This is a genomic window from Yoonia maritima (assembly GCF_043641945.1).
Taxonomy (GTDB): domain Bacteria; phylum Pseudomonadota; class Alphaproteobacteria; order Rhodobacterales; family Rhodobacteraceae; genus Yoonia; species Yoonia maritima_B.
Window position 1 is genome coordinate 463743 of the sequence record NZ_JBHZRX010000001.1, and the last position, 17221, is coordinate 480963.

The following is a 17221-nucleotide window of genomic DNA, read 5'->3' on the forward strand; positions in this document are numbered from 1 at the left end:
CTCATGGCTGACCACATCAAAATTCGTCCGGCAACTGGAACTTGGGTTGTACGCGCAGGTGGTGCTGTACTTGGCGAAAGCCAGAACGCGCTTGAGCTGACAGAGGGCGATTACCCTGCCGTGATCTATTTCCCGCGCAGTGATATCGCGATGGCATTTCTTGAGCCATCCAAAACAACATCATCCTGCCCCTACAAAGGCGAAGCGAGCTATTTCTCGATCGTTGCTAAAAGCGGCCCGATTGCAGATGCTGTGTGGTCCTATACGAACCCCAATGCAGAGGTTGCTGAGATCAAAGATTACCTTGCGTTTTATACAAACAAAGTTGCTGTCGAGCAGATCTAAGAATGTTCTTCGGCGGCTGTCTCTGACAAGGCGCGGTTCATCGCTTTCAATGCATCAACTTGGAACAGCGCGCCCCATAATTGCGGCGGGCTGTCTTCGCCACCCAATGTCACAACGGGAATATACGTATGGCTGGCCTGCTCAAAAAGCGGCATCGCCTGTTCAAGCGTCGCATTGCCGTCGATGTACACCCCTTCACGGATCAACTCCCAGCAGACTTCCTCTGGTGCTGCGCGTGGCGTGTCCGCAGGGCGCATTACGCTCGACACTTTGAATGTCGCTAATAGATATGCCTGCGGGCCTGCCGCCAAATGCACGTTGCGCCGCTCAAGTTGGGTAAGAAAGAATGACCGGTCCACCAACCGCGATGACAACGCAGTGGACAGAGACACGGCAACCATCACGGCCAATCCGGTCTGCCAGTCACCTGTCAATTCGAACACAATCAATGTGGTAGAAATCGGTGCTCCCAAAACGGCGGCCGCAACCGCACCCATTCCAGCAAGGGCATAAAGTGTACCCTCCCCCGACACGGTTGGAAAAATAGACGTCGCGATTGCACCAAATGCCAGCCCCGTCAGCGCGCCAACCATCAACGACGGAGAGAAGACACCGCCCCCCATGCGCCCGCCCATCGTGATAGCGACAGCGATCACCTTTAGGATACCGAACGTGATTGCCTCACGTAGAATAAGATTACCCTGAAGCGCGGCAGAAGTCGTCTCGTAGCCGACCCCAATGATATGCGGCCACCAGATCGCGATGACCCCAAGCAAGCCGCCCGCAATCGCAGGACGCAAAAACCGCGGCAACCCGGTTTCGTTTTGAACATAGGTGCCAAAATCATCCGCCCAAAAGATGGCCTTCATCAAGATGACGGCCACGAGGCCGCATACTAAGCCAAGGATGAGGAATGCAGGGAGTTCAACATAAAACGCCAGCGCGTTTTGCACCGGTAAGACAAATTCAGTGACATCACCAAATGCCAGACGGTTAATGACGGTACCTGCAGCAGACGCAATGACGATCGGCGCAAAGGCGTGGACCGCGAAGTGTCGCAACACGACCTCGAGCGCGAATAGCGCACCCGCAATCGGCGCGTTAAAGCTGGCGGACACTGCCGCAGCAACAGCACACCCCAACAAGTCACGTCCTGTGATCCCGTTAGCGTTAAGCCACCTGCAGATAACTGTCGATAATACAGCGGCAAGGTGCACAACTGGGCCTTCGCGGCCCGTTGATCCGCCAGATGAAAGCGTCAACAAAGACGCAACAGCCGATGCCAGCCCGCGCCGGACCTCTACCCGCCCTTCTGACAGTGCTGCCCCTTCGATAACATCGCCGACAGAACGAACCCGCCCGTCGTCGGTAAACCTGTCCAGAATAACACCAACGGCAAGCCCACCGGCAACAGGGATCGCCACGATCTGATACCACTCAAGCCCGGCAATAAAGCTGTGAAGGCGGGTGATATCCTCGGTCCCGTAAAGCGTGGACTGGATATACTCGATCCCAAGCCGAAAAAAGAGCGCCGCGAGCCCGGCACCAATACCAATAGCCAGCGCAATAAACCAAAATTGTATTTGCGTAGGGCCGCGTGTTTTGATGACGCGAGCAGCCTCATAGCAAGCAGTCCGTGCGTCATCGACACCTTGCCGCATAAGTTTTTTAATCGGCTCACCCATGCCGCTGAAAATTCCTACAAATACTCGTGTCGCGAACTGTGATTAGTGGTGCCTACATCTATACACCTTCACTAATCGTGTATGCGATCCCACCCGGTGGTCCAAGTGGCTTTCACCGAGAACGTGAACAACTGTGTTTTGTGCGTCCCAACCCAACGATTCGTATGAGTTGAATGCAGGCGAATCGACTACCGCAAAGGGATTCATCCAAAATAAACAGCGACAAAGCGCGATATAAATTAAATTACGTTACGTATTTGAAACACTGAATATGCGCGCTGATTTACCAGCAGAGACGGGACCACACGCGGCAGTTGCGAAAGTTAACTCGCGCGCAAATTAATCCGATCACTTTCAGACCCCCTAAAGGCGATTAATATTAGTAATTATAGTGAACTAACTCAAACAGACGCAAAGAGAAATATAGCAATTAAACAGTTATGAAATTTCACGCAAATACTTCACACACCATATGATTGAATTAATTACGCCACGGCAAATAGGTCACAAATCTTGACATACTTTGGGACAGGTTGATCAACGACTTCGCGCTCTGGTAGTTATTATCTCATGGGGTATTTGACCTCGCGTATTAACGAGTTTCCGGGGACGATGGAGTGTTTAGCAAAGTCTTCTCGGCGTTACGGAAAGGGTCGTTTGCGGACCTTTCTCAGGACAAATTGTAAATGCTTGTCACGGAGGTGAGTGGCTGTGGCATGCGCGTGAAGAGTGGGTCGGGTAACCAAGTGTTCTGGGGGTGGGGTGTATGTGTTGTCGCGCTGCGGCGGTACTCTCCGCCCCTAATTTGTTTGAACTAGCTTGCGATCAAAGCTTTAGCTGCTTCTCTGGCTGCGTCTGTGACCCGGTCACCTGAAATCATCCGTGCAATTTCATCAACACGTGCGTCACTATCCAGTGGCACGACAGTTGACGTGGTTGCCTCGTCATCTTGCCGCTTTTCAACACGCCAGTGATGCCCACCAAGTGCCGCAACTTGCGGTGAATGGGTGACCACTAAAACCTGCCCACCAGATGCCAGCTCTGCCAAGCGGCGCCCAACGGCATCAGCGGTTGCCCCACCTACCCCACGATCGATTTCATCAAAAATCATCGTCAGGCCAGCATCTGCCTGCGTCAGACATACCTTGAGCGCTAACAAGAAACGGCTAAGCTCACCACCCGACGCGATCTTGTTCAATGGGCCCGCAGGTGCACCTGGGTTCGTCGCGACGGTAAATGCGACTGCGTCAGCGCCTTCAGGACCTGCTTCAGATGTCGTGATATGGGTCGCGAAAACCGCGCGCTCCATCTTGAGCGGCGCAAGCTCTGCAGCCATTGCAGCGTCCAATGCCTTTGCCGCCTTGGTCCGTTTTTCGGTCAGCTGGACGGCGGCAGCATCATAAATCGCCTGGGCCGTTTGCAGGTTCCCGGTCAACGTCTTTAGATCACGCGCACCATCGTCGAGAACCGCCAACCTTTCACGTAGACCATCCGCAAAACCACGCAAGTCATCGGCAATCACACCATGTTTGCGCGCAAGCCCACGGATAGCGAACAGCCGCTCTTCGACATCTTCTAGTTCCGACGTATTAAACGACAGTGAATCAAGACAAGTCGCAATGCCGCTTTGCGCTTCATCCAAGGCCAGCATGGCCCGCTCAATGGCACTGAGCGGCTCGTCAAGCTGCCCTTCAGCTTTATCTGCAACGCCTGCCAGCCAACGCGAAGCGTCGCTAACTAGTCCCTCGGCACCATTTAGGCCCAAAGCCTCGCATGCTTTGCCAATATCAGCACGTATCTTTTCAGCAGCCTGCATGAGGCGGCGCTGCGTATCTAATGTGGCCTCTTCGCCGGCTTCCGGCGACAATGCGTCCAGCTCTGCCACGGAATGGCGCAAATATTCTTCTTCGGCCTGCGCCTCAGCGATCCGCGCCTCTGCAGCGGTCAAGGCCTTTCGGGCATCTGCAAGCTGACGCCATGCTGCGCGCGTTTTATCAAGATCACCTTGAATATCAGCATAGGTATCAAGCATCTGTCGGTGACCGCGTGGATTTAGCAATCCACGGTCATCATGCTGTCCATGCAGTTCGACCAAAGTCTCGGACAAATTACGCAGGACTTCTCCGCTCACGCGGCGATCATTGATCCAAGCGGTCTTGCGACCGTCGCGCGTATTCACGCGCCGCAAGATCAGCTCATCCTCTGCCGTGATCCCAGCATCTTCTAGAACCGCAAACGCAGGATGTCCCGCAGGCAGATCAAACCAAGCAGTTACCTCGCCCTGCTCAGCACCTTGCCGGACCAGTTCGGCGCGACCGCGCCATCCCAGAACAAACCCAAGTGAATCGAGCAAGATGGATTTACCAGCACCGGTTTCACCCGTCAGAACATTCAGCCCCGGCTGAAACGCCAATTCAAGCCGATCAATGATCAGCATGTCCCGGATATCTAGACCGCGTAGCATTCTAGCCCCCGATCCAATTTCTGATTAAAGCCATTCACCGCGCAGCACCTGCCGATAGATTGATGCAAGCCAGTTGTCACCGGATACTTCTGGCGACAGGCCCTGCCCCGTCAACTGCGCATAGCTAGATTCGTACCACTCAGTTGAACGATAGTTGTGGCCCAAAATCGCGCCCGCGCTTTGCGCTTCGTCGACCAACCCAAGCGAAAGATAGGTTTCCACCAAACGGTGTAGCGCTTCGGGTGTGTGAATTGTCGTTTGGAAATCTTCGACAACAGTCCGGAAACGGTTCGCAGCAGCGGCGTAATGCCCCCGCTTTAGATAGTACCGGCCGATTTCCATTTCTTTGGCAGCAAGGTGATCAAACGCGAGGTCAAACTTAAGAATGGAGCTGCGCGCATATTCACTGTCTGGATAGTTTTCGATTACCGCGCGCAATGCTTGCAGCGCTTGAAATGTCAGACCTTGATCACGACCAATGTCGTCAATCTGATCATAATACGACAAAGCCAGTAGATAAGCGGCATAAGGGGCATCTTGTTCGGCTGGATAGAAGTCCAAGAAACGCTGCGCTGAGGCGCGGCTGTTTTCGTAATCTGCGTCGCGGTGATAGGCATAGGCCTGCATAATCAAACCGCGTTGGGCAAATTCGGAATAAGGATAAAGACGTTCGATCTCGCCAAAGGTATAGGCCGCGTCGTCTGGGTTGCCCTGTTCAATCTGACGCTCGCCACGCTGATAAATCTGTTCAGCAGACAAGTCGTCAAGCGGCGCGCCCGCATAGTCACCACCGCAGGCAGCCAATAGCGCCAATGCCATCGCTGCGCCGTAACCCGTTGTGCGGCGACGAATATTGTCCAAGCTGACCGGCATGACTGCGACCTCATTACTGACTGCGCACGCGTTCCGCGCACCATTTGTTGCGGATCGGTCTAGCATAGAAAAATGGGGGGCAAAATGCCTTTTGAACACGCTGTGATCAACTGTTCGCAGCAGGCTTATGCAACAGCATGCAGATCAGCGACGCTCACACCTACGCCGGGCAAGCGTGCAGCGATTTTTGCATCACAATTCACCCAGCGACAAGCCGAGGAATCACTGAACAACGCATGCAACAGACGGTTTGTCAGCGCGTGACCAGATCGCGTGCCAGTGTAACGCCCCAAGATCGGAGCACCAGCAGTGTACAAATCACCCAGCGCATCAAGCATCTTATGGCGCACTGCCTCATCCGCGTGGCGAAGACCACCAGGCGTTAGAACGGTTGCACCATCCACGACGACTGCGTTTTCCATCGTGCCACCCAGTGCCAAACCATTGGCGCGCATCGCGTCAACGTCAGCCGAACGACAGAAGGTCCGACTGTCACACAGTTCGCGGACAAATGTACCGTTGGCCATGTTCAGGGTCTTGTGCTGCTTACCGATCGCCGCATCCGCGAAATCAATTGCAAAGTCGATTTGCAGTGATGTCGATGGTGAAAGCTGTGCAAAAGCAGGCCCGTCGGACACTGACACATCCTTTAGAATCTCAATCGCACGCAGTTGCGCAGACAGCCGGGTCAACCCAACGTTCACGATGCCACGTACAAAGGTCGCAGCACTACCATCCAAGATCGGAACTTCAGGCCCGTCAATATCGACGATGACATTGTGCACGCCACAGCCAGAAAGCGCAGCCATCAGGTGTTCGATTGTAGAAACCGTTACGCCATCTTCATTGGTCAGGCGGGTATTCAGCGGAGAAACGATTACGCGATCCCATTTCGCAAGAAGCTCTGGCTTGTCCGCCAAATCGACGCGACGAAATACAATCCCAGTATTTGCTGACGCAGGATGCAACACAACAGTGACCGGCGCACCTGTGTGCAGACCAGTGCCGTCAAAAGCGACTTTAGATTTCAGTGTTGTTTGCACGGGGTACGCGCCTTTCAGCTTCAAAGTTAATACTAGAACTAAAACGCAGCCGCCTCCGGCTCAACTCACTCTTTACAACGGTATGAAACATCGGGGGGCGATTTAATGACATGAATGTGGCAACGCCCATAAATTACTGGGATAAAACGAAAAAAGGCCGCCAAGCGGCGACCCTTTCTGTCATATTTACATCACGTCACTCTTTAGTGACACGCCGTATTAGTTCGCCTGACGACGTAGGAATGCCGGAATTTCGATCCGATCCTGATCTTCGTTCGCTTCTGGCTCTTGATGCAGCGGCGTAACCTGAGGCTGCGCACGCGCTGGCTGCTGAGCTGCGGCTTCTGCCTGTGCACCAGTCATCCGGTTGATCAAAGAGTTGATACCAAAACGTGGCTTTTCAGCTTCTTCAGCTGTTGGCGCTGCGGCCTGTGGCTGCTGCTCGGCTTGCTTTGGCGCACGGTTCACAGCTGCCTGCAAACGGGCCATAGCTTCCGGCGAAGGTGTGCCTGGTGCGCGTGGTGCAACAAAGCTATCCGCGTCGCTCAGTGTTGGTTCTGGGCGTGGCGTATAAGCGGGCGGTGGCAGATCATGCGTTGCGGCAGGCTGCTGTGGTGCAGGCTGCGCTTGCTGAGGCTGAACCGCTGCTGGTTGTGGCGCGGGCTGTGGTGCCGGTGCTGGCGCAGATGGCATTTCCAGATCTTGGAACAATGTGCGCTCTTCCTGCGGTGCCGCTTGTGCAACGACAGGTGCTGGCGTTTCTTGAACCGGTGCTGGCGCAGGTGCTTCGATAGCTACTGCTGGCGCCAAAGGCGCGGCCATGCTGCGACGTGGTAGCGGCGTATCTGCATTGCTGACAGCAGCGTCGATACCTGTGGCAACCACAGAAACGCGCATCTTGCCTTCCATGCTGGTGTCCAGAGTAGAACCAACGATGATGTTTGCTTCTGGGTCGACTTTTTCGCGGATCTTGTTCGCAGCTTCGTCCAGTTCGAACAATGTCAGATCGTGCGAACCAGTGATGTTGATAAGAACACCCTTCGCGCCCTCGAGGCTGATTTCGTCCAGCAGCGGGTTCGCGATTGCTTTTTCCGCAGCTTGTACCGCGCGGTTTTCGCCTTCGGCTTCGCCAGTACCCATCATCGCCTTGCCCATTTCGTCCATTACGGCGCGAACGTCGGCAAAGTCGAGGTTGATAAGGCCCGGACGAACCATAAGGTCAGTCACACCTTTCACACCTTGATACAGAACGTCATCTGCAAGTGCGAAAGCTTCGGTAAATGTTGTGTTTTCATTGGCCAACCGGAACAGGTTCTGGTTTGGAATGATGATCAACGTATCAACAACCTTTTGCAGGGCTTCGATGCCTGCATCCGCTTGCTTCATGCGTTTGCCGCCTTCGAACTGGAAAGGTTTGGTGACAACACCAACAGTCAGGACGCCCAGTTCACGGGCTGCTTGTGCGATGATTGGGGCTGCACCAGTACCGGTGCCGCCGCCCATACCCGCCGTGATAAAGCACATGTGCGCCCCAGCAAGGTGATCAACGATTTGTTCAATGCTTTCTTCAGCAGCTGCTGCGCCAACAGTTGCGCGCGCACCAGCACCCAGACCTTCGGTCACTTTTAGACCCATCTGGATTTTCTGCTCTGAACGCGATTGCTGCAGTGCTTGCGCATCTGTGTTCGCTACGACGAACTCAACGCCTTCAAGCGCCTGTTCAATCATGTTGTTCACAGCGTTACCGCCAGCTCCACCTACACCAAATACGGTGATACGTGGCTTCAGTTCTTCATGCCCCGGGAGGGATAGGTTCAATGTCATAACTCGATCCGCCTGTTTTTATGAGCCCGTCCCACCGGGCGCCTGACTGCTTATTAGGCTCATCTTAACCGGGTGATGCCGAAAGGTCACGGGAAAAACACAAAATAGCCACCAAATCTGGACATATTTTATCAAAGGCCCGCTTGATTTCGACCAATCGGCAAAATGTTGCGCATCACCAGTTGTCTTTAAACCATTTTACAGCACGTTTAAGCGATCTCGCCGGGTAGCGATCCGCCGGAATTTCAAAGTCCCACCATTCATCTTGGGGGTTCGCCGCGAACAACGACAGACCGACCGAGCTAGAAAACGCCGGGCCAATCGCCGCCTGAGGAAGCCCCTGCACACGCAACGGGCGACCAAGACGTACTTGCTGGCCAAGAATTTTACTGGCCAAACCATCAAGACCCGGAATTTGGCTGCCGCCACCGGTCAACACGATCTGCTGGCTCGGCAGGTGTTCAAACCCGGCCGCATCCAAACGCGCACGTACCTCTTCCAAGATTTCTTCGACGCGTGGACGCATGATGCCGATCAATTCGGCACGGCTCACGGTGCGGCGATCATGTTCCCAATCGCCAGTGTCACCGCCAGTTTCGATCATTTCACGATCATCCATGCCGGTCGCAACAACGCCACCGTAGAATGTCTTGATCCGTTCAGCCGTCGCAGTCGGAATTTGCAGCCCCATTGAGATGTCAGACGTCACATGGTCCCCGCCCATACGAACAGAGTCCGCATAGATCATGTGTTTTTTCATAAACACGGAAATACCAGTCGATCCGCCGCCTAGATCAATACAAGCCGCGCCAAGCTCCTGTTCGTCCTCAACAAGCGACGACATACCGGATACATAGGCAGACGATGCCAGCCCTGCCAGTTCAAGATCACAGCGTTTGATACAGTAGAACAGGTTTTGCAGCGCCGTTGAATCAACCGTCAGCATATGCATGTCAGTCGTCAACTTATGACCTATTTGACCACGTGGATCGGCAAGACCGGATCGGTGATCCAAAGCAAAGTTAACAGGCTGGGCATGTAGCACTTCGCGATCCGCGCCGTAGTCAGGCACATCACAGTTGGCCATGACTTGGCTGATATCTTGCTCAGTCACCATGCCGCCCGACACATCCAATGCGCCATCCAACCCGTAAGAGCGCGGGCGCCCACCGGAAAGCGATGCAATCACGTGATCGACACGGACCTTCGCCATCTTTTGCGCAGCTTGAACAACCGTACGGATCGCACGTTCGGTTTCTTGCATCGCTTCGATTTCACCAAAACGAACACCGCGTGAGCGCGTCGTTGCAGCACCAATGACACGGAATTGCGACTGGCCAGCCATCGAACCGACACCATCAACATTGCGGAACTGCTCTGGTCCGTCAAAACGCAAAACAAGGCAGGCGATCTTGGATGTACCTACATCCAGAATAGCCACAACACCGCGCTGCATCGCTGCTTTGCGCATTTGGCGCATTGCCCGCTGGTTGTCGTATACATCGCCCATTAGTTGCCTGCCCCGTTAGTAGATACTGTTTCATTCACGCGGCGCAACGCGGCGACCGCTTCTTCGTTCATTCGCAAAGTCGGACGGTTTGCATTGCGCATATCGACAACAACCACGTCACGTTCCAACATGTCCTGCGCCGCATTCAACGCGATCACGCGGTCAAGCGCTGCAACTGCACCTTCGCCCGGCAGTAAAATGCGTTGATCGCGGTCCAGCACGATATCCCAGCGGCGTTCCCCCATACGAACAAGGCCACGCACACGGGTGCGCAACGGCCCCGCCCCGGCATAAAGTGCAAGCGCTTCTTCGATGTGCTGTTCTGCGCCATCACCAGCAATAAGTGGAAGATCAAGCCGGGCAGAACGAGAGGTCACAGTGCCTGACACGACCCCCGTCCCGTCAATGAGTTGTAGGGTTGTACCATCGCGCCAAAGCGCTGCAGGAACACGTGGTGTTAACCGCACCTCAAGCGTTCCAGCCGCACCAACACGCACGCTGGCAGATTTCACAGGATCCAACGCCTCAATTGCGCGGCGGGTCTGTTCAAGATCAAGATCAAAGGAAGACACCGGATATTCGCTTGGCAACAAATCAATGACAGCAGTCATAGTCGCTTGGTCCGCCCCAGTAATGGTCATGGCTTTCACCATGAACTGCGGACGCTCTTGAAAACGTTGCTTTGTCGTTTCGATTTGCGCGACCAGCGCGGCACGGCTTTCAGGCTTTGAAAAATGCGAGCCAGTGATCGCAGCAATCAACAAGATTGGCACGCCAATCCGCATCGTTGCGCGAAAACCGGGGGTCAGCAGCAAACGCTGATACCGATAGCCAAGCCGTGACGGCGCCGGATCGTGTGGTGCAGCCGCGACCGGGCGACGGATCAGGCTTCGCATGACCCTGCCTCCAACACCCAAACGCCCGACGACGCATCCGTCGCCGCATTCGAATGACCGCCATCGGTCATTATCACTTCACATGTTTTGCCCCGCAAAGCTGCTTTAGAATCCACTACAAACGATGACACGCCTACCCGCGCAGCCATCGACCGTTTCAATATTCTCGCAACTTTCGGGTTTGCCCTGCTCGACATACCCATCCGCCTCTTTTTGCGGGTCTTTTGCGACCCGTCATTTATGTGATCCTTTGTGGATCAAGCCATTTTTTGGCCATTTATTTTGCAGTGCCGCCATCCAAACGTTTACCGACCCGCATAATTTCCCACTCTAGCGTAATACCTTGCGAATCGTAAACCTTTTTCCGCACCAGTTCGCCCAAATCTTCTAGATCAGCCGCAGTGGCCCCACCCGCGTTGGTTAAAAAGTTCGAGTGTTTCTCATTCATCACAGCCCCACCAAGGGTCGCGCCACGCATTCCTGCGTTATCAATAACTTTCCAGGCCTTCAGATCATGCACGTCATCAGCACGCCCAGTCGACGAGAAACCCGCAGGATTGCGGAAGGTTGAACCAGCAGTGCGGTCTTTGGTCGGTTGCGTTTCATCACGCTTCGCCAATTGCTCCGTCATGCGCTGCACCAGTTCAGCCGGATCGCCCTTTGGCGCATCAAAACGTGCGCTGACGACAATCGCACCGTCTGGCAGCTTGCTTTGCCGATAGGCGAATTGCAGCTCATCTGCCGCAAGTTCAACAAGGTCCCCACCCCGCGTGACGACAGTGACCGAAACCAAAACGTCAGCGACATAATCACCGTAGCAGCCAGCATTCATGCAAACAGCGCCACCAATCGTGCCGGGAATAGTCCGCAGAAACGTCAGATCACGCCCCGCGTCCGCCGCCTTACGTGCGACATGAGCATCAAGCGCCGCAGCACCCGCAACAACGTGGTCACCAGACGCGTCAATGCTGTTAAATCCGCGCCCAAGCCGGATCACCACTCCGCCGATACCACCATCGCGAACGATAAGGTTGCTTCCAACACCCATCGGAAAAACGGGTACGTCAGCGGGCAAAGCCGCAAGGAATTCGCGCAGGTCGTCAACATCGGCGGGCTGGAATAGCACATCAGCTGGCCCACCAACGCGCATCCATGTCAGTTCCGCCATCGCGCGTTGTTCAGTTAGCGTGCCGCGCACCTGAGGGAGATTGACCATCCCATTCCTTCCTTGACCAGTTACACTGGCAATCTTCAAATTTCGAAACAAGGGACACTAGTCTGAGCGACCGCGCATCCACTTGTAGAGATAATACAATGGCCACCGCAAAACCGAGGCCTGCGCAACAGCAACAACCACACCGAACATGGCTCCGTTTTGAACGAAGACCCAAATCAGTATGGGAATGCCAAGCGCGATCAGCACATATGCTCTGCGCCAGTGATTGTCACTGGATGGGATCGACTGAAGAATAAACGCCAGAACGACCCACAAACACGCAGCCCAGAGCGAAGCCGTCATTACTTGGCCAATCTTTCAGGCAAGCGGTTCGCCCACGCACTAATAGTCCCTGCACCAAGGCAAACAACCATGTCGCCGGCATTCGCCTGCTCGCGGACGAGACGTTCCAAGTCTTCTTCGGATTCAACGCTGCGTGCATGTCGGTGGCCGTGGCGAACAAGCCCGGCAACCAGATCGTCGCGCCCTGCACCCGGAATCGGATCTTCACCAGCTGAGAAAATGTCAGAAATACCGACAACATCCGCATCGTTGAAACAGGCGCAGAAATCGTCAAAGTGATGCGAAAGACGGCTATAGCGGTGCGGTTGATGCACTGCGATAACACGGCCTTCGGTCGCCTGACGCGCAGCCTTTAGCACGGCAGCAATCTCAACCGGGTGGTGGCCATAGTCATCAATGATGGTAACGCCGTTCACTTCACCGACTTTAGTAAAGCGGCGGTTCACGCCCTTGAAACCCTTCAGCGCGGCACGAATTTCGTCGCGCTTCATGCCAAGGTGACGGGCGACGGCAACAGCTGAAAGCGCGTTGGATACGTTGTGATCACCCGGCATGGGCAGTTCACAACCGTCAATTGTCGTGCCTTCGTCCTGCAAAGCAATGTCGAAATGCGCAACGCCAGCCTTGTAGGTAAGGTTAATCGCACGCACATCAGCTTGGGCGTTAAATCCAAATGTTGTGACCCGGCGATCGGATATCTTACCAACCAAAGCCTGCACATCAGGGTCGTCCGTGCAGCAAACAGCCAGCCCGTAAAACGGGATATTCGACACAAAATCATAGAAGCCTTTGTGCAGGGCCTCTTCGGTGCCCCAGTGTTCCATGTGTTCTGGGTCGATGTTCGTTACAATCGCGATTGTTGCGGGCAAACGGTTGAATGTGCCGTCGCTTTCATCAGCTTCGACCACCATCCATTCGCCCTGCCCCATACGGGCGTTCGAACCATAGGCGTGGATGATCCCACCGTTGATAACGGTTGGGTCAATGCCGCCTTCGTCCAACAAGGCTGCAACCATAGTGGTCGTAGTCGTTTTACCGTGTGTCCCAGCCACAGCGATATTCGATTTCAACCGCATCAGTTCGGCCAACATCTCGGCACGGCGCACAACTGGCAAACCTTTGGCGCGGGCGGCGTCCAGTTCAGGGTTACCCGGCTTGATGGCGGAGGAGATCACGATGACCTCAGCGCCTTCTAGGTTCTCGGCACGCTGACCTTCAAAAACCGTAGCGCCAAGCGATTTGAGCCGGTCGGTGATTTTCGATGCCTTCAGGTCTGACCCTTGCACGGTGTACCCGTGGTTAATCAACACCTCGGCAATGCCTGACATCCCAATGCCGCCAATCCCGACAAAGTGAATCGGGCCAACGTCCAAAGGCAGTTTAGTTGCAGCAGCGTTCATCGCTTGATTTCCATCTTATTTTTGGGCCGGTGCGGCCAGTTCTTCGACAAGTCCGACAAGACGCTCGGTCGCGTCTGGGACGCTGCAACGCACGGCAGCTTGGGACATTTTCATCATGCCTGTTTCATCTGACAGCAGCTTTTCAAGCATCGCAGTCAGCGGGGCGACCTCGAATTCGGTTTCGGTCATGATCACCGCAGCATCATTTTCCACCAATTGGCGTGCATTCGCAGTCTGCTCATCTCGGATCGCGCTTGCCAGCGGAACCCAGATCGCAGGGCGGCCAATGATGCTTACGTCAGCAACTGTGGACGCACCAGAGCGCGAAATTACCAATTGCGCTTCGGCCATACGATCAGGAACATCCGCAAAGAATGTTTGCACCTCTGCATTGATCATCTCGGCTTCGTAGTAATTGCTGACGCGCTCCAGATCTTCCTCGCGGGCCTGATGGCTAACACGCACATTGCGGCGAATATGTTCAGGCAGTGCAGCAATCGCGGGTGGCGCAATATCAGACATGATGCGAGCGCCCTGACTGCCGCCCAATACAACAACCGACATTGGATAATCACCCGGCGGAATATATGGCGCGGCCGCACGTTCAAGCACGGCAGAGCGTACCGGGTTGCCGGTGTGAACGCCTTCAACCCCTTTTGGCAAAGCAGTTGGCCACGTGCCACAAGCGACCTTATTCACGCGCTTGGCAAACAATTGGTTTACGCGTCCCAAGACACCATTTTGCTCATGGACCATACGTGGAACGCGCAACGCCCATGCAGCGGCCATTGCAGGAATGGCCGGATAGCCACCGAAACCAACAACTACAGCAGGACGGTCGAACAGCATCTTCCATTTGGCGGCAGCGATACCACCGATAATCCGAAATGGAACCGCTAGTTTTTGCAGGATACCACCACGCGCAAAAGTCGCGCTACCGACAACGCTTATTTCGACCGCATCAGGGAAACCACTGGTGTAGCGCGCGCCACGCGCATCTGTCGAAAGACGGACGCGCCAGCCCTTGGCCAACATTGCCTCGGCCAAAGCTTGCGCAGGGAACATGTGTCCCCCTGTTCCACCGGCTGCAATAATCAAAAGAGGTGCGGTCATCTATTGGCCCTACGTAGCAAAATATCTTCCATCTTGCCCTGCGGGCGCGAGCGCGTAAATGCAAGTAGCATTCCAACTGTAATACCCCCCGCAATCAGCGACGATCCGCCGTATGATACGAACGGCAAGGTCATCCCCTTCGCTGGCAGTAAACGGACAGCGACGCCCATGTTGATCATCGCTTGCACACCAAACACGCAAGCAAGCCCCGTTCCAGCAAGGCGAATGAACGGATCACGTTCTTTCATCAAACGCAGCAATGACCGCACAACGATCACGCTATAAAGTGCGATGATTACTAAGACGCAGATCAACCCATATTCTTCAGCTGCAACGGCGATAATAAAGTCGGTATGTGCATCAGGCAGCGACCATTTCACTTGGCCCTCCCCCACACCAACACCAAAAAACCCGCCCTCGCGGATCGCGTTGGTCGCATAGCCAAGCTGTGTTGTCGGGTCCAAATCAGGCGACAAGAACCCATCAATACGCCGCGCAAAGTGTTCAGAGTTGCTATAGGCAACGGTCCCACCCAACACGACGAGGCCAGCAAGCACCATGAGAAGCACCATCGGCGCACCCGCAACAAAATACATCACACCCCATGAAAACAGGATCAAACAGGCCTGACCAAAATCAGGCTGCATCGCAAGGATCAGTACGATCGTCACGGTCATAATGAATGAATACGCCTTGCCCGGCGGGCCACCCAACTGCTGCGACGCTGACAGCATCCATGCGGCCATCACGATAAACCCCGGCTTTAGGAACTCTGACGGCTGAACAGATGCAAAGCCCAGCGAATACCAGCGGGTCGCACCTTTGCCGAAATCCGTACCGAATACAGGAAGCATAACGAGCGCAGCAAATGCACCTAGAAATCCAAGAACCGCCAATCGGCGCACAAGAGTTGGAGACATCATCGATACGGTAAACATAACCAAAATGGCCATGCCGCCAAAAATGGCCTGCCGGGTCACATAGTGAAACGGTTCAAGCCCGTTTTTCGCCGCCAATGGCGGAGAAGACGCTAAGCCCAACAACAGACCAATCCCAAACAGGATCAGAATGCTGGACAACGTCCACTTGTCAATTGTCCGCCACCACCGGGGAAGAACTGGGTCGCCGGATTGCACCGGGACCGCCCCATAGACCATTTCCGTCATGGATCACCGCCTTACTGCCTCAACTGCCCGTTTTCCGGGTCTGATCCCAGCATAGCCAGCATTTGCGACTGATTCTACTGAAATTTAGGGGTTTACGATTTTGATTCGGGCTAAGTGCACAACGGTCCATGTTTCGACCGAATTGATCACCCTTGCATGACTACGCATTCCACGGCACATCCATCGCATGAATATTGATACTTTGATCATTGGCGCCGGCGCTGCTGGCATGATGTGTGCGGCGCATGCCGGGCCAAATACGCTTGTCGTGGATCACGCCAAAGCAGCAGGCGAGAAGATCCGAATCTCGGGCGGCGGACGCTGCAATTTTACCAACATGCACGCAAGCCCTGCCAATTTCATTAGCCAGAACAAACACTTCTGCAAATCTGCGCTCAAACGCTATACGCAATGGGACTTCATCGCGCTGGTCGATCAGTACCGGATCGCATGGCATGAAAAAACACTCGGGCAGCTGTTCTGCGATGAGACTGCCAAAGACATTGTCGCAATGCTGCGTGCAGAGATGGACAAGTCAGGCGCACAGCTTTGGCTGCAAACATCTGTCGACAACATACGTCACGATGGCACCCATTTTCATGCACAGCTAACGCGTGACGGGCGCATCACGCAGATTATCGCGAAAAACCTTGTTGTGGCCTCTGGCGGGAAATCCATTCCCAAAATGGGTGCGACGGGCCTTGCTTATCAAATCGCCGGGCAGTTTGATGTGCCCGTTATCGAAACGCGGCCCGGGCTGGTTCCCTTCACCTTTGGCGAAGATCGTTTCAAACCGCTCGCCGGGGTCGCCCTGCCCGCTCGTGTCAGCGCCAATAACACCAGCTTTGACGAAGCAATCCTGTTCACGCACCGCGGCCTGTCGGGCCCCGCCGTACTACAAGCCTCGTCCTATTGGCACGAGGGCGAGCAAATCACCGTCAACGTCGATCCGTCAGCGGGCCTATTCAACACATTGAAATCCGCGCGCCAAACCCAAGGCCGCAAAGCCCTGACCACCGTCATGTCCCAATACCTGCCAGCGCGTTTGGTCGAATTCCTTTCGGGCGACCTACAGCTAGCCGGCAACATCGCCGACCAAAGCGACGCACGACTACAGGAAATCGCCGATCAACTATCACACTGGGAACTGACGCCATCCGGCACCGAAGGCTACCGCACCGCCGAAGTCACACTCGGCGGGATCGACACCGATGCGCTGTCGTCAAAAACAATGGGCGCAAAATCCGTCCCCGGCCTCTACTTCATCGGCGAAGCAGTCGACGTCACAGGCTGGCTTGGCGGGTATAACTTCCAATGGGCATGGTCGTCAGGCTGGGCGGCGGGGCAAGCAATTTCCGCCAGGTAAGGTGGATCAAGATCCAC

14 protein-coding genes are annotated in these 17221 nt (G+C 54.8%); 2 read left to right on the forward strand and 12 right to left on the reverse strand.

Annotated elements, in window-relative coordinates:
* The first annotated feature begins 3 nt into the window (after positions 1–3).
* Entirely contained in the window at positions 4–345 is a 342-nt protein-coding gene (locus tag ACHUEV_RS02405) for a DUF427 domain-containing protein (RefSeq protein WP_394177468.1), read from the forward strand.
* Here the strand turns inward: ACHUEV_RS02405 and ACHUEV_RS02410 are convergent.
* The 12 genes from ACHUEV_RS02410 to ftsW all read right to left on the reverse strand — a co-directional run bounded on the left by ACHUEV_RS02410 (position 342) and on the right by ftsW (position 15838).
* A complete protein-coding gene (locus ACHUEV_RS02410) occupies positions 342–2030 on the reverse strand; it encodes a chloride channel protein (protein WP_394177469.1) in 1689 nt (562 codons plus the stop codon). The two genes, ACHUEV_RS02405 and ACHUEV_RS02410, sit on opposite strands and share 4 nt — an antisense overlap.
* Before the next feature lie 814 nt (positions 2031–2844).
* Entirely contained in the window at positions 2845–4494 is a 1650-nt protein-coding gene (gene recN, locus ACHUEV_RS02415) for a DNA repair protein RecN (RefSeq protein WP_394177470.1), read from the reverse strand.
* 24 nt (positions 4495–4518) lie between these two features.
* Positions 4519–5367, reverse strand: a complete 849-nt coding sequence (locus ACHUEV_RS02420; protein ID WP_394177471.1) for an outer membrane protein assembly factor BamD — start codon at positions 5365–5367, stop codon at positions 4519–4521.
* Positions 5368–5492: 125 nt separating this feature from the next.
* Positions 5493–6410, reverse strand: coding sequence for a UDP-3-O-acyl-N-acetylglucosamine deacetylase (lpxC, locus tag ACHUEV_RS02425; protein ID WP_394177472.1), 918 nt, complete (start codon positions 6408–6410; stop codon positions 5493–5495).
* Between the two features lie 219 nt (positions 6411–6629).
* On the reverse strand, positions 6630–8234 hold the full coding sequence (gene ftsZ, locus ACHUEV_RS02430) for a cell division protein FtsZ (protein ID WP_394177473.1): 1605 nt from the start codon (positions 8232–8234) through the stop codon (positions 6630–6632).
* A 175-nt stretch (positions 8235–8409) separates the two neighbouring features.
* The gene (gene ftsA, locus ACHUEV_RS02435; RefSeq protein ID WP_394177474.1) at positions 8410–9744 is read right to left on the reverse strand and encodes a cell division protein FtsA; all 1335 of its coding nucleotides are present in this window, start codon (positions 9742–9744) and stop codon (positions 8410–8412) included.
* Positions 9744–10640 (reverse strand): cell division protein FtsQ/DivIB, encoded by an 897-nt coding sequence (locus tag ACHUEV_RS02440; RefSeq protein WP_394177475.1) that lies wholly within the window; start codon positions 10638–10640, stop codon positions 9744–9746. The genes ftsA and ACHUEV_RS02440 overlap by 1 nt, the downstream gene beginning before the upstream one ends.
* A gap of 277 nt (positions 10641–10917) precedes the next feature.
* Positions 10918–11856: a UDP-N-acetylmuramate dehydrogenase gene (murB, locus tag ACHUEV_RS02445; RefSeq protein WP_394177476.1), complete on the reverse strand. Its 939-nt coding sequence runs from the start codon at positions 11854–11856 to the stop codon at positions 10918–10920.
* A 57-nt stretch (positions 11857–11913) separates the two neighbouring features.
* Entirely contained in the window at positions 11914–12159 is a 246-nt protein-coding gene (locus ACHUEV_RS02450; protein ID WP_394177477.1) for a DUF2484 family protein, read from the reverse strand.
* The gene (gene murC / locus ACHUEV_RS02455) at positions 12159–13559 is read right to left on the reverse strand and encodes a UDP-N-acetylmuramate--L-alanine ligase (RefSeq protein WP_394177478.1); all 1401 of its coding nucleotides are present in this window, start codon (positions 13557–13559) and stop codon (positions 12159–12161) included. Before murC ends, ACHUEV_RS02450 begins: the two co-directional genes overlap by 1 nt.
* Positions 13560–13574: 15 nt before the next feature.
* On the reverse strand, positions 13575–14672 hold the full coding sequence (locus ACHUEV_RS02460) for a UDP-N-acetylglucosamine--N-acetylmuramyl-(pentapeptide) pyrophosphoryl-undecaprenol N-acetylglucosamine transferase (RefSeq protein ID WP_394177479.1): 1098 nt from the start codon (positions 14670–14672) through the stop codon (positions 13575–13577).
* Positions 14669–15838, reverse strand: a complete 1170-nt coding sequence (ftsW, locus tag ACHUEV_RS02465) for a putative lipid II flippase FtsW (protein WP_394177480.1) — start codon at positions 15836–15838, stop codon at positions 14669–14671. Before ftsW ends, ACHUEV_RS02460 begins: the two co-directional genes overlap by 4 nt.
* A gap of 187 nt (positions 15839–16025) precedes the next feature.
* On the opposite strand from ftsW, the gene ACHUEV_RS02470 reads away from it, so the two are divergent.
* On the forward strand, positions 16026–17204 hold the full coding sequence (locus tag ACHUEV_RS02470; RefSeq protein WP_394177481.1) for a BaiN/RdsA family NAD(P)/FAD-dependent oxidoreductase: 1179 nt from the start codon (positions 16026–16028) through the stop codon (positions 17202–17204).
* The last annotated feature ends 17 nt before the right edge of the window (positions 17205–17221 follow it).